General features: G+C 52.3%; 19 protein-coding genes, 1 tRNA gene and 1 pseudogene. 13 read left to right on the plus strand and 8 right to left on the minus strand.

The window, feature by feature from the left end; all coding sequences use genetic code 11:
• Positions 1–19 precede the first annotated feature (19 nt).
• Both GOV45_RS12540 and GOV45_RS12545 read left to right on the plus strand, forming a co-directional pair.
• Entirely contained in the window at positions 20–949 is a 930-nt protein-coding gene (locus GOV45_RS12540) for an autotransporter domain-containing protein (protein ID WP_170478213.1), read from the plus strand.
• A 226-nt stretch (positions 950–1,175) separates the two neighbouring features.
• Complete coding sequence (locus tag GOV45_RS12545; RefSeq protein ID WP_170478217.1) at positions 1,176–1,688, plus strand: hypothetical protein; 513 nt, start codon at positions 1,176–1,178, stop codon at positions 1,686–1,688.
• A 64-nt stretch (positions 1,689–1,752) separates the two neighbouring features.
• Here GOV45_RS12545 and GOV45_RS12550 read toward each other — a convergent pair whose 3' ends face one another.
• The 4 genes from GOV45_RS12550 to GOV45_RS12565 all read right to left on the minus strand — a co-directional run bounded on the left by GOV45_RS12550 (position 1,753) and on the right by GOV45_RS12565 (position 4,990).
• Positions 1,753–2,757: an AraC family transcriptional regulator gene (locus GOV45_RS12550; RefSeq protein WP_170478220.1), complete on the minus strand. Its 1,005-nt coding sequence runs from the start codon at positions 2,755–2,757 to the stop codon at positions 1,753–1,755.
• Between the two features lie 159 nt (positions 2,758–2,916).
• On the minus strand, positions 2,917–3,447 hold the full coding sequence (locus tag GOV45_RS12555; RefSeq protein ID WP_170478223.1) for an outer membrane protein: 531 nt from the start codon (positions 3,445–3,447) through the stop codon (positions 2,917–2,919).
• A gap of 9 nt (positions 3,448–3,456) precedes the next feature.
• Positions 3,457–3,939: a hypothetical protein gene (locus GOV45_RS12560; RefSeq protein ID WP_170478225.1), complete on the minus strand. Its 483-nt coding sequence runs from the start codon at positions 3,937–3,939 to the stop codon at positions 3,457–3,459.
• Between the two features lie 136 nt (positions 3,940–4,075).
• Positions 4,076–4,990, minus strand: coding sequence for a helix-turn-helix domain-containing protein (locus GOV45_RS12565; RefSeq protein ID WP_170478228.1), 915 nt, complete (start codon positions 4,988–4,990; stop codon positions 4,076–4,078).
• Between the two features lie 143 nt (positions 4,991–5,133).
• On the opposite strand from GOV45_RS12565, the gene GOV45_RS12570 reads away from it, so the two are divergent.
• From GOV45_RS12570 to GOV45_RS23625, 8 genes and pseudogenes are all read left to right on the plus strand, one after another.
• Complete coding sequence (locus GOV45_RS12570; protein WP_170478229.1) at positions 5,134–6,876, plus strand: amidohydrolase; 1,743 nt, start codon at positions 5,134–5,136, stop codon at positions 6,874–6,876.
• Between the two features lie 160 nt (positions 6,877–7,036).
• Positions 7,037–7,462, plus strand: a complete 426-nt coding sequence (locus GOV45_RS12575; RefSeq protein ID WP_170478232.1) for a putative quinol monooxygenase — start codon at positions 7,037–7,039, stop codon at positions 7,460–7,462.
• A gap of 58 nt (positions 7,463–7,520) precedes the next feature.
• Positions 7,521–8,348, plus strand: coding sequence for a hypothetical protein (locus GOV45_RS12580; protein WP_170478234.1), 828 nt, complete (start codon positions 7,521–7,523; stop codon positions 8,346–8,348).
• A 154-nt stretch (positions 8,349–8,502) separates the two neighbouring features.
• Positions 8,503–9,294 carry a DUF3299 domain-containing protein gene (locus GOV45_RS12585; protein WP_170478236.1) on the plus strand — a complete coding sequence of 264 codons (792 nt, stop codon included), beginning with the start codon at positions 8,503–8,505 and terminating at the stop codon, positions 9,292–9,294.
• 380 nt (positions 9,295–9,674) lie between these two features.
• Positions 9,675–9,929: a DUF3489 domain-containing protein gene (locus GOV45_RS12590; protein WP_170478238.1), complete on the plus strand. Its 255-nt coding sequence runs from the start codon at positions 9,675–9,677 to the stop codon at positions 9,927–9,929.
• Between the two features lie 5 nt (positions 9,930–9,934).
• Entirely contained in the window at positions 9,935–10,351 is a 417-nt protein-coding gene (locus GOV45_RS12595; RefSeq protein ID WP_170478241.1) for a DUF2924 domain-containing protein, read from the plus strand.
• Complete coding sequence (locus tag GOV45_RS12600; protein WP_170478242.1) at positions 10,351–11,979, plus strand: recombinase family protein; 1,629 nt, start codon at positions 10,351–10,353, stop codon at positions 11,977–11,979. Before GOV45_RS12595 ends, GOV45_RS12600 begins: the two co-directional genes overlap by 1 nt.
• A gap of 580 nt (positions 11,980–12,559) precedes the next feature.
• Positions 12,560–12,835, plus strand: a pseudogene (locus tag GOV45_RS23625) (ParB/Srx family N-terminal domain-containing protein); the annotation flags it as partial.
• Positions 12,836–13,273: 438 nt separating this feature from the next.
• Here the strand turns inward: GOV45_RS23625 and GOV45_RS12610 are convergent.
• Both GOV45_RS12610 and GOV45_RS12615 read right to left on the minus strand, forming a co-directional pair.
• On the minus strand, positions 13,274–13,621 hold the full coding sequence (locus tag GOV45_RS12610) for a gamma-glutamylcyclotransferase (RefSeq protein ID WP_170478245.1): 348 nt from the start codon (positions 13,619–13,621) through the stop codon (positions 13,274–13,276).
• A gap of 263 nt (positions 13,622–13,884) precedes the next feature.
• Positions 13,885–16,008, minus strand: a complete 2,124-nt coding sequence (locus tag GOV45_RS12615) for an adenylate/guanylate cyclase domain-containing protein (protein WP_170478248.1) — start codon at positions 16,006–16,008, stop codon at positions 13,885–13,887.
• Between the two features lie 347 nt (positions 16,009–16,355).
• Here GOV45_RS12615 and GOV45_RS12620 point away from each other — a divergent pair, with 347 nt between their 5' ends.
• The 3 genes from GOV45_RS12620 to GOV45_RS12630 are packed head-to-tail and all read left to right on the plus strand — an operon-like array spanning position 16,356 to position 18,699.
• The gene (locus tag GOV45_RS12620) at positions 16,356–16,589 is read left to right on the plus strand and encodes a DUF3489 domain-containing protein (RefSeq protein ID WP_170478251.1); all 234 of its coding nucleotides are present in this window, start codon (positions 16,356–16,358) and stop codon (positions 16,587–16,589) included.
• Positions 16,589–17,026: a DUF2924 domain-containing protein gene (locus GOV45_RS12625; protein WP_170478254.1), complete on the plus strand. Its 438-nt coding sequence runs from the start codon at positions 16,589–16,591 to the stop codon at positions 17,024–17,026. Before GOV45_RS12620 ends, GOV45_RS12625 begins: the two co-directional genes overlap by 1 nt.
• Positions 17,023–18,699, plus strand: a complete 1,677-nt coding sequence (locus GOV45_RS12630; RefSeq protein WP_170478255.1) for a recombinase family protein — start codon at positions 17,023–17,025, stop codon at positions 18,697–18,699. The genes GOV45_RS12625 and GOV45_RS12630 overlap by 4 nt, the downstream gene beginning before the upstream one ends.
• A 280-nt stretch (positions 18,700–18,979) precedes the next feature.
• On the opposite strand, the gene GOV45_RS12635 is transcribed toward GOV45_RS12630, so the two are convergent.
• Both GOV45_RS12635 and GOV45_RS12640 read right to left on the minus strand, forming a co-directional pair.
• Positions 18,980–19,054: transfer RNA gene (locus GOV45_RS12635), tRNA-Gln, on the minus strand.
• Positions 19,055–19,334: 280 nt separating this feature from the next.
• Positions 19,335–19,853, minus strand: coding sequence for an SH3 domain-containing protein (locus GOV45_RS12640; protein WP_437436525.1), 519 nt, complete (start codon positions 19,851–19,853; stop codon positions 19,335–19,337).
• Between the last annotated feature and the right edge of the window lie 26 nt (positions 19,854–19,879).

Raw genomic sequence — 19,879 nt, forward strand, 5'->3', positions numbered from 1 at the left:
GTTTGCCTTCAAAGGCAAAATGAGAAAAGATCGTGCCTGCGCGGCGATTTTGGCTATGGGTGTAGGCTGTGCTGCGACGGCGCAAAGTACTGATCCGGATGCTTCAGAAGCAGCGGCACGCGCAGCATTGTCAGTTTTGAGTATTGCTGCCACACCAAACGAAACAATGTCTTCTTTTTCTTTTCTAAGGGCGACTGGCGATACAAAAAGCCTTAGGTCAACCCAGCTTAGAGGCGGCTATCACCCACTCGAAAATGGCCTATATCTTGAAGGGCTTGTGGCTTATCAGAAATACAACCCGGTGCTTTTCTTTCCAGAAATTGCACCTGGTGTCGATGTAGACGTAACCTGGGCAAGCGTAGCGGCAACCATTGGCGTCGGTTGGGAATTTCCTTTGAAAAATGACTGGCGCATTCGTCCGGTCGGGCATGTATCACTCGGCCACGTTACGGCTGATGCTTCAATTATCGACTTCCCGTTGCTTCCAGTCAATTCGGGGTCGGCGGATTCAGTTGACGGAAACCTGAATGCACTGGGACTAGGGGCATCTGTCGCCGTATTTAAGGAAGCACAAATTGGCCTTTGGCAGGCAGAATACCGATTGCGCCAAACGTTTCTGGAGTTTCACCCAATTGACGAACCACAAGCCGGTGGGGCCAAGGCCAACTCCAACCAAACGACGCTATTTTCTCGCCATCGCTATCCTTTGAAAGATGTCAGGTTCTTCAACTTGGCCACTCTCCTCGTTCTGGACGCTGGGCTGGTGTATTATCATGGGGATGCCGCAAAGGTTCTGGACACTGATTGGTTGGCAACTGCCGGCGTCGGCATCGAGTTTGACACAAGCCGAGTTGGTATTCCATCGGTACAAGCCGGGCGGATCATGCTGAATGGTGTAATCGCCGAGGATTTTGACGGATTTTCCATAGGCTTGGGCCTCAGGTTTTAGCGTCGCGCTCAACTTTGAGTTAAAGACAATGTTCGGACGTGAGTTTCCCTGATGGAGTCCAAATCTATAAATCTTGTTAATTTTTGCGATTTACCTCAGCTTGGCAGATAAAACGAAAATTTTGGCTCATTTTCGAATGAGGAACAGGATTGCTACCTCCAATATTGGATTACTGTACCTATTAAGGTGCGTTGCCAATTGCAGATACAAAGTCGGAGCGTCAGTCATGAAGACCGAAGCGATCAGTGCCGTTGAAGTAATCAGCATGCATTTGAACAGACATTATGAAGCCGACCAACGCGCAGATGCCGTTGTCGAAATGCTTCTTGAAAATGAAATCTCCAGCTGGGACTTTTGGCCCTTGCTGCAAATTTTGTGGGGTGGGTTTGAAAAAATAGACCACACTATGTTTGTTCACGCTATGGGAGCAGAAAAACGTAAATCAAGTTGGACGCCAACAGCTGGGTGGCGTCTGCTTCCCAGGGAAATTTCGATATTTCGCGGGCAAAGTCTTGGAAAAGAAGTTGGACTATCTTGGACAACCAGCTTTGACGCTGCATTGGATTATGCGACCAGGTTTGGTTGTCTTACAAACAAAACTCCGGTCATTCTCGAAACAAAAATTCCAAAACATGCAGTGGCTCTGGTCATCGATGATTGCGACCAGAACGAATTTGTTTTGTGGAAAGCGCCGCAGATTTCAGACTGTGCGATCACCCCGGTTCCGTCGATTCACTAACTTGTCAGGGGCGCGTCCCAGACGTGCCCCGCCAATTAATGAGGAAGGCAATACGGTTGGTCTTTCAGCCTTTTTGCAGTTGAAACTGCCGTGGCGTTAAACCCGTCCAACGCTTGAAAGCAGTTGAGAAAGCCGCCTGTCCCGCAAAGTCCAGATAAAACGCAACCTCACCTATGGTGAAACCGTCTTTCAGATATGTTTGGGCAAGATCGCACCGGATGTCATCGACAATTTGGCGAAATTTCAAACCTTGCTCGCTTAGACGCCGCGATAGTGATCGCGAGCTGAGCCTCAGATCGGATGCTACCTGTTGTAGATTGGGGATCCTTCCCGGCAGTTCGTTCAATAATAGGGCCTCGACCCTGTTGCGGATTCCTGATTTTGGACTGACCCTGTCTTTCAACAAGTTGTCCCCGTAATCGGTCAGGTGCTTTTTAAGAGCCGGGTCATAGCTTGGAATGGGTAGGTCCAGAGAAGAAAGCGGCAGGATAACTTCGGTTCTTTCAGAACCAAAGGAAATGGCGCAGCCAGCGGCTTTTTGAATTTCGATACCTGCGGACTTTACCACATGCTGAAACCGAACCTCCAATGGGTAGAATTGGGTGTTCGCGACAACGCGCATCAGCGAAATCGCCGAGAAGATAAGGAATTCTGTCCTCCGGTGAAATTTAGTGAGACCACCGTCAACAATTTGCAGCTGAAGTGAGGCATGATTTCCCGATACAACCAGCGAATAGTCAATAGTGTCGTCAATCAGAGCGCCGTAATGTGAAGCGTTTTCAATTGCTTCTCTTAGATCTTGTGAATACTTTAAAATGTACCAAACGATGTCACGCGGAGAATTGAAACCCAATCCGGCGATCGTGGCAAAGACTGGCATATTCAAGTGATCGCAAGCCAGGCGGACAAACTGACCTTCTTTGTAAGGATCGATGAGTTTCGAAGGCTCATTCAGATCGCTGCGCGTCAAACCGGTGTCCTGTAATATTTTTTTAAAGGCACGGGCATCTGACAGCCGTTCCTCGAGCATCTGGGCAAAATGCCGTAGCCATGCGTTATCGACGCCCATGAGCATTCCCCTTAAAGTGCGCAGCGGTTCTGATGCGGGATCATACTCGATTGTTTGTGCGCGGCAATTCGAGCGCCACTTTAGACGTTTTTCGATTGTTACACCCCGGCTAAACTCCATATTGCGAATTGCCGGGGTCAGGTTGTGCTGGAATGAGTATCAGAAGCGGTAGTTGACCCCAAACGTAGCAGTAGTAGTTTCCAGGTCGTACTGACCATCGGAACTGTCAAACCTTTCTTGTGTGACCTCACCAAATATCGAAACGTCGTCAGATATGCGGTGTTCCAGCCCGGCACCAATTGAAGAACCCCAACGGTCACTAACGTCTCCGCCCCAGACATATGAGGGCCCGGCGGCCACGTAGGCCAAGGTGTTGCCAAAGGCATATCCTCCACGCAGCCTGATACGCGTGAGTGTGTCTGGATCGCCGCAATCACAGGCGAAGTTTAGATGGTTGGCGTCGATTGCGATGCCCCCCACCCAGTTTGAGGCTTCCCAATCTCGCCCGAGTTGAAATCCGATAAGACCATTGTCATGGCTTAAGCCATTTTCAAGCTCTCCATAGCCGAACTTCATGCCGAAGTAGCTGTTGTTCCAATCGGCGGCCATGGCCGGCGCGGTGAATGCTGCAAGAATAATTGTCAGAATTGCAGCTGGTATGCGGTGTTTATGATTGTATTTTGCGGACATCGGTTTGCCTCACTGAACAGCATGGTTGAAAGGGGAAGAAGGCGAGTTTGCGTACAAAGGAAAGACAAGATGCTGATCCTTCGATGCTTCCAACTTCCGCTTTTTCGACGAATGTTCTCTTTTTACCTGCTCCACCGTGTCATCAAGTTTCGAGGGTTCTGAACTGGTGAGGTCCAGTAGATAATCCGATATTTCCGGGAGCACCTTGTACCAGCTGGGGTATTCCAACGAGAATTGTGCGAAAATACTCATCGTAAACTTGAACAGTCGCTCAGAGCTGAGTTCGCGGGATTCACGCGCAGCCCAAAGCAGGGTTTCCTTCATTGCGTTTTCGAAGGCGACTTGCGCAGTAAAAGTACCGTTAAGTTCGATACGGATTTGATATTCGCGCGCCCGCTTCAATTCTGCGGCCCGCATAACCAGATTTTGAGCTGCTGCGGTTGTTGAGGGATAGAGAGCCCGCAGCGTAACAAGTTTCTTGTAGTTGGACATCTGATTGCTCCACTCTTCGTTTCTGCAATTCAGATATCGGTACAGAGTGGAGCAATTAGCAGGTAATTTACGGTATTATAACAGTTTGAAGAGACGCTAATAGTTTGATAACTATGATCTTTCTTTTTTCTGCGAGTCAGGATCGCTTAACTGTGTCAATCGGCGACTCTCCAAAGAACCGACGATAGGCAACAGATGTTCGACCAAAGTGATTGAAGCCTGCTTCCCCAACAAGTTTAGACACGACACCTTTCTCATATGGCGTATTTAGAAGCAGCGATCTGAGGCGATGCAATCGAATAAGTGTCTGAAATTTACCCGGACCAAGCCCTATCTGTTTTTCGAACGCAGCGTATAGCGACCGCCTGGGCACCCCAAGCAAGCGACAAAGTTCCTGAATAGTTATTCCGGCATTGTTATCGTCCATCAGAAGCGCTTCCGCGGCAGTGACGATTTTCCAATGGCCATGATCCGATTTGCTGAAAACCTCTTCACGACCCGAACAGAAAAGGGCATCGCCCATCAGGCGTTCAAGCTCTTGGGCAAGTGCATTGAACACAGGATTTGGATTGGTTGCGGATTTCGACTGACCCAGGATCAAGCAAGTTTCCAAAGAGCGTATATAGCTGTTCAGGGCGTCAGATTTTGTCAGCCGAATGGGCGCACCAAATTCTGTCCACCCTCGGTGTTCGGCAACTGCCCGAGGTACCTCCAACACATAGATTTGCGTCCCAGCCTCGACCACGTAATCAAATTCTGTTGGCCTCAGGCCCTGCCAGCAAACAATAAATGGGGTTTGGTACAAAAGCCCCTGAAAACGGACTGGATCACCGTGCGGGAGAACAAGACCATAGTAGATTGTGCCGCGGTACTGAATTTCTTGGTACCGCATGCGTGTGAAAATAGTCTCAATATGTATGCCCACTTCTGCAAACATTGCGCTTTGCCAGGTCATTCGTGGTCCCGCGGGGCAAAGCGCGGTCGCGTTGAACTCCACGTCATTATAGACGGGCAACTCTTCAATCGAGCGGATCTCGGCCTTCTGGTACATGACACCCCTGAGTGTTCATCCCATTCCTGCGAGATGAATTCTATTATTCATAATAGTTTGCACAAATCGGATAGCCAGTCCTAAACTCAGGTTACACTATCGATCTCGAACACAGAAACCTGTCAATGTCCTCGGAGTGCCTCATGAAGAAGCTAACACTTTCCCTTGCTGCGCTATTGGTATCATCAACGTCTCTCTATGCGCAGGCCGCCGATCTGGTCTTTACCAATGCCTCTGTTCTTACCATGAACGACGATGCGCCGACCGCGCAGGCCGTTGCGGTCACGGGGAACCAGATAAGCTACGTTGGCGATGCCGCAGGGGCGGAGGCGCTGATAGGTGATAACACCGAAGTTCTCGACTTGGGCGGGGATACCCTGTTGCCGGGGTTTGTGTCGGGACACGATCACATCGTTGCGTCAGGATGGACATCGCGCGGTGTCAGTCTGTTTGGAATTGAAACGCTTGAAGAGGCCTTGGCGGCCATCAAGGAGTATGCCGATGCAAACCCCGACGAAGAGTTGATCCTTGGCTATGGGTTCAATCAAGTGGCTTATGGCGGGTGGCCCACAAAAGAAGATCTGGATTCGGTGGTTTCTGACCGTCCGGCCTTTATCCTCGACTTCACAATCCACGATGTTTGGATGAACTCCAAAGCCTTTGAAGCGGGTCAAGTCAGCCCTGACGAAGAGGATCAGGTGCCGGGCGTTATGTTCTGGCAGCGTGACGCTGAAGGAAATCAGACGGGAATCGGCATTGAGTTCCAGTGGGCTGCGGCCTTTCGGAATGCAGGTGCTTGGGACCCGGCAGGTGAAATTCCTGACATCCAGAAAAACCTCTACGATCAGGCTGTCAAAACCGGAATTACAGCCGTTCACGTGCCTCTGATGGCTATGCCGACAGTTACCGATCTGTCCCTCGTGAAAGATGACGAGAAACTCGCGCTGGCCCACCTACACGAACTGGAAAAGAACGGTGAGCTAACGATCCGCACCTTTGTTGCGACGGGGTTCAAGGACCCGACCGCCACTGCTGACGAAATCGTGGAACACACACTCGAATTACGAGAGCAATACAACAGCGACATGCTGCGCATCTGGGGCATTAAAATCCATCCGGAAGGGAACTGGAGTTCAAAAACCGCCTGGATGCTGGACGATTACGCCGATGGGTCTGCAACGCGCGGTGCGGCTGCCATTGAAGGCCCAATGATAACTTCGGTCTACCTGCAGGCCAATCAGAACGGACTTCCGGTAGGCACTCACGTCGATGGATCACAAACAGTGCGCAACACGGTGGACGCAATTATGACGGCACGCGGCGCGGGGTACGATGTTCCGAACAACCTTTTGCACCACTATTTCTGGGTATCCGATCAGGACCACGAGACCGTTATCGAAAACGAAATCATGGTGAACACGACCCCGCTTTTCCACGTTGACTGGGAAGCACAGGACGTTAACGCGTTGGACCTATTGGGGCGCGCAAAGGTCGAAGCAATTTTTGCCCGCTATTCCTCGCTGATGGCGCTTGGACACAACGTATCAATCTCCTCGGATGTGCCATCCGCGCCGATTGATCTGATTGGCCCGCTGCTAAATGTTGAGATCGCGATGACGTTGCAGGACCCACTAAATCCGGACAGCAAACCGTTCCCATTGTCGCGCAAACCGGCCTCATTGGAAGAGTCTTTGAAAGCGGTCACGATCTACCCTGCCGCGCAGCAAGCAATGGAGGACAAGATAGGGTCCATCGAAGTGGGCAAGTATGCTGACCTCGTCGTTCTCGATCAGGACATTACCACCGTCGAACCGCGTGAAATCTCGAACATCAAGGTGCTGGGCACGCTGATGGACGGTCGGTTCACTCATCGCGATGGGATCTGACAAAGTGATGGTGGTCAGCGTGTCATTGTAGCGCTGACCTCTCCACCGGGTTTCCGAATTGGAATCCGATAGTTGCTTTAGCGCAATCCTGAGGTCTCAGGGTGCGCCGTGCGGAATTCAACTCATCGGGAACAACAGCTGCTATTGAATGGAGGCCGCATTGAACTTAAGACCCCACATTACTGCTTTGGGAATGGTCGTAGCTCTGGCGGCAGCAACTGCTACGAACGCAGAAGAAGTAGCCATTATTGCGATCCTTAAGGTGCCTGATGAAAACACACAGGCCTTCGATACCCTTGCCAAGGAAATGGTCGCGGCGTCTGCCACAGATGACGGGCTTTTGGTTTATGAGTTCGCCCGGGTTGGCGAGACGGTTTATGGCTATGAGCGCTACATTGATGCCGCGGCCCACGCACGGCACGAGACACTTATTGAGCCGTATTTACCTAAGCTGATCGAACTGGCGCAGTTTGAACAAATCATCACCCTTTCACAGCTTTCCAGTGACCATCAAGCTCTCTTTGAAAGCATCGGCGCAGAGATTGGCCAACCAATTGCAGGGGTTGCCCAGGACCGCCTCCAATAGCCCGAAGCTTAAGCACCTAGATCAGTCAAACGCCAAGATAAACCAAAAGGGATAGCTCATGACAAATCGGGTTTTCATCGTCGCCGCGTTCCTGACCGGAGTTCTGCTTACGCATCCGGATCATGTATTCGCCTGTGACGCAGCATGTCAGGCAGCCCGTAAGGCAGCAAATCCGCTTGCGGATACAAAGGCGCTGATAACGGACAACACAATCGCATTCAGGACCGGCACAAATGACGATGACAGTTATAACTTTCAGCTGCAGCCGGTATATTCGGTTCCACTAGAGAATGCCTCGTTGGTGCTGCGCGGGATCATTCCCATTCAGGGCGTTCAACCAGGTGCGGTGCTACCGCCCGGTATAGTCGATCCATCTCCCGACGACGATCTGACCTGGGGCATTGGCGATTCAACGGTACAGGCATTTTATGCGCCGACGCCCGGTGCAAGCGGGATTGCATTGGGATATGGGGTGCAGGTGTCCATGCCGACCCACACGGATGACGCACTGGCAGGTGCAGGCTGGGGTGCGGGACCCGCGTTCGTGGTATTCGGGCAGGCAGGCGAACTTTCATGGGGTGCAGTTGTAGCCCACATGTGGGGCGAAGACGATTTCAGCGTAAGTATCCTTCAGCCCATTCTGAACTATGGGCTGGGCGAGGGTTGGTACATTGGGTACAATAACGTCATCTCCTACAACTGGAATTCCCCGGGAAATGACGAGGCGTGGGCCGTTCCGCTGGGTTTGACCGCGGGCAAGACGTCAATCATCAACGAGGCCAAGGGAATTGCCATGGATGTGAGCCTGGGGTACTATTTCTTAGAGCGTAGACCTGAAGGCGGTCCTGACAGACAAGTTAAAATTGGCCTCTCATTCTTTTTCTGATTGGCAACAAAACACTGGATTTAAAAACGGATCAGATTCCAAAGCGATGAAGCGGAAAAAGCTGCAATGTGTGGTGTGCTTGAAAATATGCAGGGCCGACTCGCAATCAAAGCATGGTGAAGCTACAATGACTGGATGTAACCGGAACGCTGATATGACACGCAATGTACTTGCCCTGTTTGCATGCCTTTCGATCATTACATGCCCTCATACCAGCTTTGCGGATGCTGTTCAGAATACGCCTGAATCTTCAGTTGGACGCGCCCCTTCAGGGGCACCAAGGATCAATCTTGACGCACGCGCAATTGATGCCTCGGCATTCTCGGGTGTTTCCGGCTTAAGGGGGACTAATCAGAAACACTTGGTCGTAAGTTGGAAAGAACTTTTGCCTCCGCTTACATCGCTTGAAACTCCGTTTGCATCACTGTCTGCACCACAATTGGAAGCTATGCGAACACATGTGCGCTGGAAGACGTCCAGCGCACATAAGCGCTCAGATGAGAGCTTTATTGCGGAACACGATGCAGCAACCGCCCTTCTCGCAAAACACAAGATTGATGTGGAAAACCTCATGCGAGAGCGCCGAAAGATCATTGCCCAAAACAATACAAGTGGTCGTGGCCCAAACCATCATATTCTGGGCAAGACGATACTGATCCCAGGTTACATTGTTCCGCTCACGCTCGAAGGCGGTATGGTTACCGAGTTTCTTCTGGTGCCGGTTGCCGGATCTTGCGTTCACACGCCGTCACCGCCGCCAAATCAGATCATTCATGTCGCTTATTCTAAGGGTGTCGAGTTCAGATCAATTTTTGACGCGTTTTGGATCGAAGGTGAGCTAAACGCTCAAGAACGGCTTAGTGATGTTTCTTTCTATGATGGTGCAGCGATAGTGGTTTCCAACTACAGCCTCGTCGCACGTGCCGTTCTTAAGTTCGATGGCTAATTATTGGATATCTACGAAGGGTTTGTATCGCAAACTTTCGGGTCTAATTGATGGGCATGCGTAATCTGAAGTTTATTCCTGTTGAATAGTTTTCGAACAGGATTCAGAATGAACTTGTGAGCGATTTAGAGCCGCAAGGTAAACTATGTTGAATCTACTCATAATGTCTGACCCTCCCCTTTGTTGGCAGCATTGAATCAGCGACTTACAACTCGATCAAACCAGAGTTTTTCAACGAAATATGTCCATTTTACCGTAAACAACTGGACTTTGGGCTGTTCGGAAGCGGTACTGACGACGGTCAAGATTCGCCCGGAATAGCCGGGCTCCACTCAGTACAGGGCGCAGGAACAGCCTGTGTCCGTTAAGTGGAGACATCTATGACGACTTCATCTGAATCAGGAATCGAATCGCCATCAACCAAACCGTCCGGCAACAATTTGACGCGTCATCAACAGCTGCAGAAACTGCTTTCCCGCAAGTCTGGTGCCACGATTGCGCAGATTCAGAACGCCTTTGGCTGGCAACCGCATTCTGCGCGCGCAGCGATTTCGATGATGCGCAAGGCGGGACATATTGTCGAGCGATCAGGATCTGCCAAAAATACGGTCTACCAGATCGTGAAGAGGGTGTGATCGCCATGGATGCTACGCACGCGGAGAGTGACCTTGCGAAGGTATTTTGTGACATTGAACATCTGGACCGCCCCGGCTGCCTTGATCAGTGGCGGGAAGTGTTTGGTCGACCTCCGCCAAAATACGTGTCCCCACAATTTATGAAACGGGTACTGATCTGGGAGCATCAGAACCGGGAACTGGGTGGGTTGTCTGTGAGGACAGAACGTCGACTGCAGAACATCGCGTTGGGAAAAGCACCACCAACTGCTCTGAAACCGGGATCACATCTGGTGCGGGAGTGGAATGGGCGTACCTATCAGGTTGAAGTGGTCGATGGTGGTTTCCTTATGGACGGTAAGATGTGGCGCTCCCTGTCAGCCATCGCAAAGCACATTACCGGAGCGCACTGGTCAGGCCCGCGCTTCTTCGGGGTTCAGTGATGCGTCGTATCCGCTGCGCCATTTACACTCGTAAGAGTTCGGAGGAGGGGTTGGAACAGGATTTCAACTCACTCGATGCCCAGCGGGAAGCCTGCGAAGCTTATGTCACCAGCCAGAAGCACGAGGGTTGGGAGCTTCTGCCGGATCACTTTGATGATGGCGGCATCTCGGGTGGTCATCTTGACCGCCCGGCGTTGCAGCGGCTGATGAGGGCCGTCGACGAGAAACACGTGGATCAGATTGTTGTCTACAAGATCGACCGGCTCACGCGTTCACTGGCGGACTTCGCCAAACTGGTCGAGCGCCTTGATGCGGCGGACGCGTCTTTCGTGTCCGTTACTCAGTCCTTCAATACGTCTACCAGTATGGGGCGCCTTACACTCAACGTTTTGCTCAGCTTCGCTCAGTTCGAACGCGAAGTCACTGCTGAACGTATCCGGGACAAGATCGCAGCCTCAAAACGCAAAGGCCTGTGGATGGGCGGGAATGTTCCGCTTGGGTATCAGGCAGATGGGCGAACGTTGAAAATCGATAATGAAGAAGCTGAGGTCATCAGGGCGCTCTACGATCTCTATCTGGAACATCAATCCATTCGTGATGTGAAAGAACAGGCCGAGGCACTTGGGCTCCGTTCACGCCACCGGGAAAGCCCGGGCGGGCGTGTGACGGGCGGTACGTTTTTTGACCGCGGTCACATCCATCACCTGCTCAGTAATCCAATCTATGCTGGTCGCATCCGACATAAGGCTCAGACCTACGAGGGGCAGCATCCTGCAATCATTGACCCGGAAACCTGGAGCCGCGTACAACAACTTTTGATGGATGGGGCGGCCAAGGAGAGGGGCACTAAGCAGAAGGCGAAGCGATCATTGCTGGCAGGAAAGCTCTTTGATGAGACTGGAGATCGGTTGACACCCAGTCATAGCCGAAAGAATGGTAAACGTCTGCGTTACTACATCTCCAGACGCCTGGTGACTGACCGCAGCCAGAAGCATCCGGATGCGTGGCGGTTGCCAGCAGACCAGCTCGAATACCTTCTGGCCGAAGTAGTTAGACAACATTTGAGCCAACCAGACGCCGTGGCATCAATGGCACGGGGCATGTCAGCGGCCGATATTGCTTCAGCAGCGGAGCATCTCGGAGATAATCGGTCTGTCGGGAATTGCCTGGGCCTGATTGCGCGGGCAGACATACGACAGGGGTCTCTGACCATGCAACTGGATCTCCTGGCACTGGCCCGAATGGTCGATTGCAGGGCGGATCAGGTCGATGCAATGGAGCTATCGATCGAAGCGCCATTCCGGATGCGCCGTAGAGGTGTGGAGCTGAAACTGCATCTTGGCGATGCACCGCCTGAGATCGATCAAACATTAGCGCGTAACATCATCAAGGCGCGTCATTGGTTGGCGATGATTGTGGATGGCAGAACGTTCTCTGAAATCGCTGAAACGGAAGGCACCTCCAAACGCCGGGTGCAGGATGTAGTCGATCTGGCAATGCTGGCGCCTGATATTCTGGATGCCGTCGCTGCGGGCGAGCAACCTGATGGCCTGACAACGGACTACTTGATCAAGTCGGGATTCCCGGCGATCTGGTCAGATCAGCACAAGCAATTCTCTGCTATCTGATCTACAGACTCTTCCAGAGCCACCAAACTCGTACCGTCGGAATCGCGAGCTGAGACTGCGGCCGGAAATCGACCATAGTTGCGCTCACGTTCGGGTCTCAGCTCAAAGCGCTAAAATCTAAGCTGCTGAAAATTAGCCACAATCGGCGGTCAATTATTCAGTGCGTGGTTTTAGGAAAAATCATGGCTGTGCTTGCAGTCCTGAGCTATCCAGTCTCGCCAATTTTCCCTGCTAACAGGGAATTAACAGGGAAAATGTTAAGTTTTCGGCGCAATTTCGATATGAGGCCGTGAATTCGGTCAATAATATCAATGCGTAAGAACAAAATTCCCTAAAGGCAAAAACAGGGAATTTTTCCGGTCTAGCAGGGAATAAAAAACTGCAATCAGGGAATTTTGCTGGCTGAGCAGGGAGCAATCCAAAAACACCCAATTCATTCCGCGTAAGCTGGCTCAGCATTTGGAAAATATAGTATTTGAAAATACTAATGAACACTGTATGTTGTGTTTCACTGATCAAGGAGAAAAAAGTTTGGGCGCTGTGAAGGCGCCTGTAAATTTAATTCTTCTTGGGAGGTCCCATGAAAGATAGGCTGAAACAGGGAACTGACTGCCAGTCAGCTTCTGTCGAAAAAACTCTAGCAGTTGAGCCCGAACTCCTGAAGGTAGAGCCGCTGCCGATATCCGATCTGCGGCCCTACAGCCGCAATCCGAAAAGGCACAGCAAACAGCAGATCCGACAAATAGCGTCGAGCATTGAGGCTAATGGTTTCATTGTCCCCATCGTCGTTGACGACAAAAACGTCATAATTGCCGGACACGGACGGTATAGGGCAGCAAAAAAACTTGGGTTGAAAGCGGTGCCTGTCACTCGCGTGAAGCATTTGACCGAAGCGCAAGTGCGGGCTTATCGCCTCGCGGACAACAAGATCGCTGAGAACGCCACATGGGATGCAGACCTGCTGACGATCGAGTTGAACGGCATCCTTGATCTGGACGTCAATTTTGATCTTGAACTCACCGGTTTTGATACCGGTGAAATCGACATCCACCTCGGGATCGGCGACGTAGAAGGTGGCGAAACGGTTCCGGCACCAGAACATGACCGCCCGGCGACAAGCCGCGCTGGCGACGTTTGGGCTATTGGGGATCACCGTCTGATTTGCGGCGATGCGCTCGACCCGGATACCTACATCTCTCTGATGGATTTCCAACAAGCGCAGATGACCTTCACGGATCCTGAAGACGACGCCGTCACAGTGTCCACCTTCATCAAGAGCAGCCATAAGCCCGGGTCAATCGTGGCTGCCGCGTCCGCCTTCCAGAAGCATGCAAAAACTGCGACGCCAGCCGGACAAAACACCGCGCCTGTATTCTTCGACATAAACGGCTGGGTCCCATATCAAAGAGCCATAGGCGAAAACCCAAAGGTCTTGATCCCATCGACCAGCTAGCACAGCTTGCCTATTGGCTTCCCTGTCGTCGTGATCCATGCGCCATCCTGCAGGCCATCCCTCTTCCTCGGCTTGCTGGTCCAGTTCAGCGAAGCGTTCAAGGCCGAAACGCATCTCAGAGCAGTCTGGAGGAGTAATTAAACCGCGAAGCGCAGGAGTATGCTGAAAAACATGTTCGGGGAAAGGCATGGAGTGGTCTTATTGATTGTTGGGCGCGACAACCACAGTAGAGTGCTTTGCTGCGATCCGTCGAACAAAATGCGTCCCGAAAAGGCTGTTTCTATTGAGAGCAGACACTCGCGACAACTAACGGAATGACCGAGTTGCGGACGAAGCCGCCGTTAGCCGCACCGCAGCACCTTTGACCTGCATGAACGACCGCTTCGCGGATAAATCGGTCGGTCAATGGAGCAACAGATCCGAAATAATCAAAAAGTTTTCAAATCGTTCGTTCATTTACTTTGAAATCTGTACACGCCGTCCCAGTCTGAGTCCGGAGGTTGCGAGATGAAGCCATTGCATCGATCAATAAATGTGTCGACGAGAAGCTCGTTTTTTTCCAACTGTCTATGCTTTTCAAATGCGTTCAATGCATCTTGCCAAGCTGCCGACCGGTACAAAGAATAACACGTCTCCCAACTGTCAACTTCGCGTTTCAGCGCGTCACTCACATTGGCCCCGTTTTCACATACGAGTTCATAGATGCGGCTGGGGTTGCTGGTTCCCAAAGGTATGACAATGTCAATTTCACGCAACAAGAACTCGCTCTCGACATGACAAGCAACGGCTTCCGAGACAAGTATTCTGGTTCCATAGACTTTATTTAAGCCTTCCAACCTCGAAGCAAAGTTCACGGCTGCCCCCAGCGCCGTATATTGCAGCCTTGATTGTGAGCCAACGTTTCCAACGACCACAGGACCAGTATGCAGTCCGAAACGCGTATGGAGCGGACGCAAAGGTGAGGTTCCTTGTTCAGAGTTGAGGTGCTCTTCGGCGCGCAAACAAGCCAGCGCCGCCCGGCACGCATGATTTGGATGATCAGGGTCATCAATTGGAGCATTCCAAAGCGCCATGATGGCGTCTCCGATGTACTTATCGACGGTACCAAAATTTGAAGAAATTTCTTCCTCCATAGCCTCGAAATATTCAGATAACGCGGGCATAAGGATTTCCGGTTCAAGCCCTTCTGTTTGAGAGGTGAATCCCTGAAGATCAGTGAACATGAGCGTCACTTCCTGCGAGTTACCCCCGACCCCAATTCTCTCCGCTTTTGAAACGATGGAACGAACCAACTCTTTCGGGACGTAAGCGCCAAAACTGGACAGACCGGCCTTCATGCTCGCAATCGCGGCTTCCAGCTCTGCAACCTCCTGAATATTCGACTTTAAGTTCAGATCATCGCCTAGTTCGAAATTGCTGACCTTTCGAGCTTCTGTTGTAACTCTACCCAGGCTCTTGCTTAGAACACGAGCCACAAAGAAAGTGAAAGCTACCGCCACTACCATTGCCAGCCCGCCGAATTGCAAAGCACGCGTTGTCGTTCGTTGTATGCCCCCAACAAGCTCTTCCTCTGGCACTGTTAACCCAAGCGTCGGCTGGGCCCCGAAAATCTCTGGAATAGGCGCAACAGAGGCTATGTGCTTACGCGCATCTGAGGGGGAAACGAAGTTGAAGAATTCTTGTTGGTTGGCCTGCCATTGGCTCACAGCACTGGCAACAACCCTGTTGTCCATTTCGATTTGCTCATTTGGATTGGCACTCACAAAACGCGCCATCCCATCGTCGGAACGTGTGCTTGTATAGGCGAGTAGCCGGCCCTCTCGGTCCATCATGAAGGCGAGGCCGTGATCTCCAATCCGAATATCGTTTAGAATTTGCGAAAGAGCCGACATTGTCATGTCGAGCGCAACCACGCCCATCAGTTTGCCTGTGTTGTCAAACACGCTCTTAGAGAAGGTAACGCCCGCATTGCCTGTACTTTCAAACAGGTAGAGCGGCGTTATGTATATTTCGGAATGCTCTATCGCCCCGCGATACCAAGGACGCGAACGTGGGTCATATTTGGTGCCTCGGCTGAGAAATGGTTTTGGGGGTTCGTGTTTCTCTGACCAGTAATATGTCTCCAAACGAGTGTCCGCTTGGTCCGAAATAATGCGCTGCACGCGGTTGACACCCTCGGGCACCGGCCTTTGATCAGGGCCGAAAACGCGCCAGTCACTCGGAATATTGATATTCTGATAGAAGTCTCCAGATTGCTCTTCCGCAAAATACAATCCGTAATAGTGCTCCTTACCTTGGATCTGCGAGTATAGAACATCCAAACCAACAAGCGAGTTTGCTTGTTCAGGAAAATTCGACAGAAATACGGACGCGGAAGACACGACATTTCCGGCACCGCGAATGACAGTCAGCATATCTTCAACTGACCGCGCTCTGGCCGCTGCCATCTGTTTTTGTGCCGTATGAACGGCAAGTTGCTTGTTACCGAAATACAGAATGGCTACAAGCATCGTGGTTACGCACAATGTAAGTAGCGTGAATACCGTCGCGACGCCGATGTGTAGACGAATTTTCATCTCATGTACTAGCCATGATTATCAATGGAAGACCAGATTTAGGTTTCCAATTGGTTAGTTTTATAGATGTCCGTCAAGGAAAGAATGAGAAGGCCAAAACCTGTTCTAATGCTTTCGGCAACAACAGTCCGCAACGGGCTCGACGCGGTCATTTGACGATTTTTGTCAGATGACGGCTTTTCTGCGCTAAGCGGCCGTAATTCCACTGGACTTGTGCGCCAAATAGAGCGGTACTGTCTGTGTCGCGACGCACCTGGCGCTGTGTGCCGCCTTCTCCGCCCGGGCCTCCGGGCTCTGGTCAGTAGCAGGATCATTTCCGACCTGTCTGAACAATATGGAGAAGACCTATGACAAAATCACCGAAACCAAAAACCAAGAAAGCGCGGCTCATCCAGATGCTGACCCGCAAAGCCGGGGCGGATGTTGCCACGATCAGCGAAAAACTCGGCTGGCAGTCGCATACGACGCGAGCGGCGCTGACGGGCCTGCGCAAGGCAGGGTTCGAGATCGTTGCGGAAAAACCTGCGAATGGGAAAGCATCCTGTTACCGCATCACGGCACAGCCGGCGGATGCCGCCTGATGACGGGCAATGATCACATCGCCGCGCGCTGGGGAGAACTTGGTCAAATGGACCGGGCGGCCCTGCGCGTGGCCTGGGCGGAGGCGTTTGGCGACGCCCCGCCACACTTCCTGTCGACGATCTTCATGCGCAAGGCGCTGATCTGGCACGCGCAATGCCACGCCTTCGGGGGCCTGACGACAGAGGTGAAGCGCGCTTTGAAATCCGCTGCAGGCGGCAAGCAGGTCAGAACTCCGACACCCGTCATCAAACCCGGCACGCAGCTTGTGCGGGAGTGGAACGGCAGGCGGTATCAGGTCGAGGTAAGTGAAGACGGGTTCGTGATGAACGGCGACCACTTCAAATCCCTGTCGGCCATCGCGCTTCAGATTACCGGGACAAGCTGGTCGGGCCCCCGGTTCTTTGGCCTCAACGGCAGGGCAGGGGCTAACACATGAATAAGATCCGCTGTGCCATATATACCCGCAAGAGCTCAGAGGATGGCTTGGAGCAGGAGTTCAATTCTCTCGATGCGCAGTACGAAGCCTGTGCCGCCTATATCGCCAGCCAGAAGGCGGAAGGTTGGGTGCTGTCGCCGGAGCGTTATGATGACGGCGGTCTTTCCGGCGGCAGTATGGAGCGCCCGGGTTTGCAGCGCCTGCTGACCGATATCGACCGTGGTGCTGTGGATCAGATCCTCGTCTACAAGATCGACCGTCTCACGCGCTCGCTGGCGGATTTTGCCAAGATGGTCGAGCGGCTGGATGCGGCGGGCACGTCTTTTGTCTCGGTTACGCAGTCCTTCAATACTGCCACCAGCATGGGGCGGCTGACGCTAAACATGCTGCTGTCCTTTGCCCAGTTTGAACGCGAAGTGACGGCCGAGCGCATCCGCGACAAGATCGCAGCTTCTAAGAAAAAAGGGTTGTGGATGGGTGCGACGGTGCCGCTGGGCTACGCCGCTGATGGACGATCGCTGAAGATTGCCGAGAAGGACGCCGAGGTGATCCGCACGATCTATGATCTGTATCTCGAGAATCGGAACACGCGTGTCGTCAAGGAAGCGGTTGATGCCCTCGGTCTCAAGACACCGGTGCGCAAACTTATCTCGGGTAGGGTGAAAGGGGGCGCGCAATTTAGCTATGGCCATATACACTATATCCTGACCAACCCGGTCTATGCCGGTCGCATCCGGCACCACGCGAAAGTCTATCCCGGCCAGCACCCACCGCTGATCGAACCCGAGGTCTGGGACAGCATCCAGGATCAACTCAGATCCGATGCGTTGAAGGATCGGACATTCTCGAAACGGAACCGCAAGGGCGCCAAAGCATCGGCATCGCCGCTGGCCGGCAGGATCTACGATCAGACTGGGGATCGCCTGACGCCCAGCCATTCGAAAACCGCCAAAGGTCGCAAACTCAGATACTACGTCTCACATCGGCTGGTACGGGGTACGGCGCCACGTGATCCATCGGGGTGGCGGTTGCCAGCACCGGAATTGGAAGACAAGGTCGCTGATCTGATCCGGCGACACCTCAGTCAACCAGAGGTCCTCGCGAATATCTTGTGCGACGCGACCGCCGAAGAAACTGTCGGGATTGGAGCCCACCTGTCCGAATTTTTTAGGGGCGACGCCGCCGCAGACAAAGATACGATGCGCCACTGCCTTGATTTGGTCGCCCGCATCGATATCGCGCCCGGCGACATTCGCATCACCTTGTCAGGCGAACATCTCGCACATTGTCTTGATGTAAATGCGACGCGCATCGTGGGAGATCTGCTGACCGTCACCTCAGCGTTCCAACATCGCAAGCGCGGCGTGGAAACCAAACTTATCATCGGCGATACGCAGCCGGAAATCGATGCAACCCTGCTACGCAACATTGCCCGCGCGCATCGGTACTTCGATCTGGTCCGATCGGGGAAAACCTTTGCTGAGATCGCCGAGGCCGAAGGTGTCTCGAAACGCCGCGTTCAGCAACTGATCGAGCTGGCGTTTCTGGCGCCGGACGTGATCAGAGCAGTTCGTGAAGGCCGGCAGCCCGTTGGTATGACATCCGACTGGCTCAAACGATATGCCTTCTCTCCGATCTGGACAGAGCAGCGACAAGTCTTCGAGGCGCTGTAATACTTCCCATAATCAATCAGTTATCCTAATCAGTATCCGGCCAACGGATACTTGTGCGTTGAGCCGCCCCGTGTCGCATTTGTTACCCGATAAGGGGCGATGCTATCTCCATCACATTTGCCCAAACTGCTACCGCGGAAATGGCGATTCCAGACTTTTCGGGGAAACGGGCACGATATCGTAGTTCTGTCGGTCTGGGGTATTTTTATACCTCTGAAGCTACCCGAAACTACGGGCTGAAAAGCAGAAATCTGCATTATATCAATAACTTAGGAGGTGGTGGCTGGGGTGGTAGGATTCGAACCTACGATACACGGTACCAAAAACCGCTGCCTTACCACTTGGCTACACCCCAACGGTGAGCGGCTATCTACGACTGATGTTTATCAGGTTCAAGAGGTTTTCAGTAAAAATCGATACCGCTAAAGAAATATTTTCAAGCCCTCAACCTTTCATCAGATACGGGCAAGGTGTCAGTCTTCAAATTTCCACGCAAAGGATCGAGCGAGCCGTATGGTAGGCGTTTTCTGACGGCAACTATTGCGTATGTCGAAACTTAAGACCTTCGGTTTGATGATATCGAATAAATCACGGGATACGGATTGGAATTGAACGCGGTTTCTAAGAAATACCCACTATTCCCTAACTTCGGATTGTTCCACACCCCAAAGATTGGCTTTGAGTGTCCAGCCCCGATATCCCCCGGCGGAGATGCGGCACCAATCAATCGTGCAAGAGCCTAGCCTTGCCACCACTCCTGACTCAAAATGCGCGTTGACCTGTGAATTAGGGTCTGGCGTGGCGTAAATCGGCAGCAAGTCCGGTTCGATCAATACGGTTCGCACTCCTGAAAGCAGCGCATAATGCACCCAGCCCCCAGCGCCGTCACGATCCTGAACCTTACGCCAGTTGCCATACTCCGCTGTTATCTGCAGTGGCATCCCGCGACGTTTGAATACCCAGTCGATTCGATGTGTCAGTGATGGACCGCGGCGCACGTTGCCCTCGGCTGCTTTCATCGAGACGTAGCGCGGCAGTGGTAAATTGGTTACTTGGCCGCGCCTGTCCTGTGCGTTGGCGGCAGATACGCTCAACGCGACAATCAATATACAAATAACCGCCGGAACGAGGCGTTTAATCGAAAAATTAGCAATCACTGCCTGCCTGCTCTTAAGCCTGT

The organism is Ruegeria arenilitoris (genome assembly GCF_013035425.1).
In the GTDB taxonomy this organism is placed as follows: domain Bacteria; phylum Pseudomonadota; class Alphaproteobacteria; order Rhodobacterales; family Rhodobacteraceae; genus Ruegeria; species Ruegeria arenilitoris_A.

Excerpts from the sequence above, each read along its gene's own strand:
- GOV45_RS12540 (WP_170478213.1), top strand. The coding sequence starts at position 20 with ATGAGAAAAGATCGTGCCTGCGCGGCGATTTTGGCTATGGGTGTAGGC.
- GOV45_RS12545 (WP_170478217.1), top strand. The coding sequence starts at position 1,176 with ATGAAGACCGAAGCGATCAGTGCCGTTGAAGTAATCAGCATGCATTTG.
- GOV45_RS12550 (WP_170478220.1), bottom strand. The coding sequence starts at position 2,757 with ATGGGCGTCGATAACGCATGGCTACGGCATTTTGCCCAGATGCTCGAG.
- GOV45_RS12555 (WP_170478223.1), bottom strand. The coding sequence starts at position 3,447 with ATGTCCGCAAAATACAATCATAAACACCGCATACCAGCTGCAATTCTG.
- GOV45_RS12560 (WP_170478225.1), bottom strand. The coding sequence starts at position 3,939 with ATGTCCAACTACAAGAAACTTGTTACGCTGCGGGCTCTCTATCCCTCA.
- GOV45_RS12565 (WP_170478228.1), bottom strand. The coding sequence starts at position 4,990 with ATGTACCAGAAGGCCGAGATCCGCTCGATTGAAGAGTTGCCCGTCTAT.
- GOV45_RS12570 (WP_170478229.1), top strand. The coding sequence starts at position 5,134 with ATGAAGAAGCTAACACTTTCCCTTGCTGCGCTATTGGTATCATCAACG.
- GOV45_RS12580 (WP_170478234.1), top strand. The coding sequence starts at position 7,521 with ATGACAAATCGGGTTTTCATCGTCGCCGCGTTCCTGACCGGAGTTCTG.
- GOV45_RS12585 (WP_170478236.1), top strand. The coding sequence starts at position 8,503 with ATGACACGCAATGTACTTGCCCTGTTTGCATGCCTTTCGATCATTACA.
- GOV45_RS12590 (WP_170478238.1), top strand. The coding sequence starts at position 9,675 with ATGACGACTTCATCTGAATCAGGAATCGAATCGCCATCAACCAAACCG.
- GOV45_RS12595 (WP_170478241.1), top strand. The coding sequence starts at position 9,935 with ATGGATGCTACGCACGCGGAGAGTGACCTTGCGAAGGTATTTTGTGAC.
- GOV45_RS12600 (WP_170478242.1), top strand. The coding sequence starts at position 10,351 with ATGCGTCGTATCCGCTGCGCCATTTACACTCGTAAGAGTTCGGAGGAG.
- GOV45_RS12610 (WP_170478245.1), bottom strand. The coding sequence starts at position 13,621 with ATGCCTTTCCCCGAACATGTTTTTCAGCATACTCCTGCGCTTCGCGGT.
- GOV45_RS12615 (WP_170478248.1), bottom strand. The coding sequence starts at position 16,008 with ATGAAAATTCGTCTACACATCGGCGTCGCGACGGTATTCACGCTACTT.
- GOV45_RS12620 (WP_170478251.1), top strand. The coding sequence starts at position 16,356 with ATGACAAAATCACCGAAACCAAAAACCAAGAAAGCGCGGCTCATCCAG.
- GOV45_RS12625 (WP_170478254.1), top strand. The coding sequence starts at position 16,589 with ATGACGGGCAATGATCACATCGCCGCGCGCTGGGGAGAACTTGGTCAA.
- GOV45_RS12630 (WP_170478255.1), top strand. The coding sequence starts at position 17,023 with ATGAATAAGATCCGCTGTGCCATATATACCCGCAAGAGCTCAGAGGAT.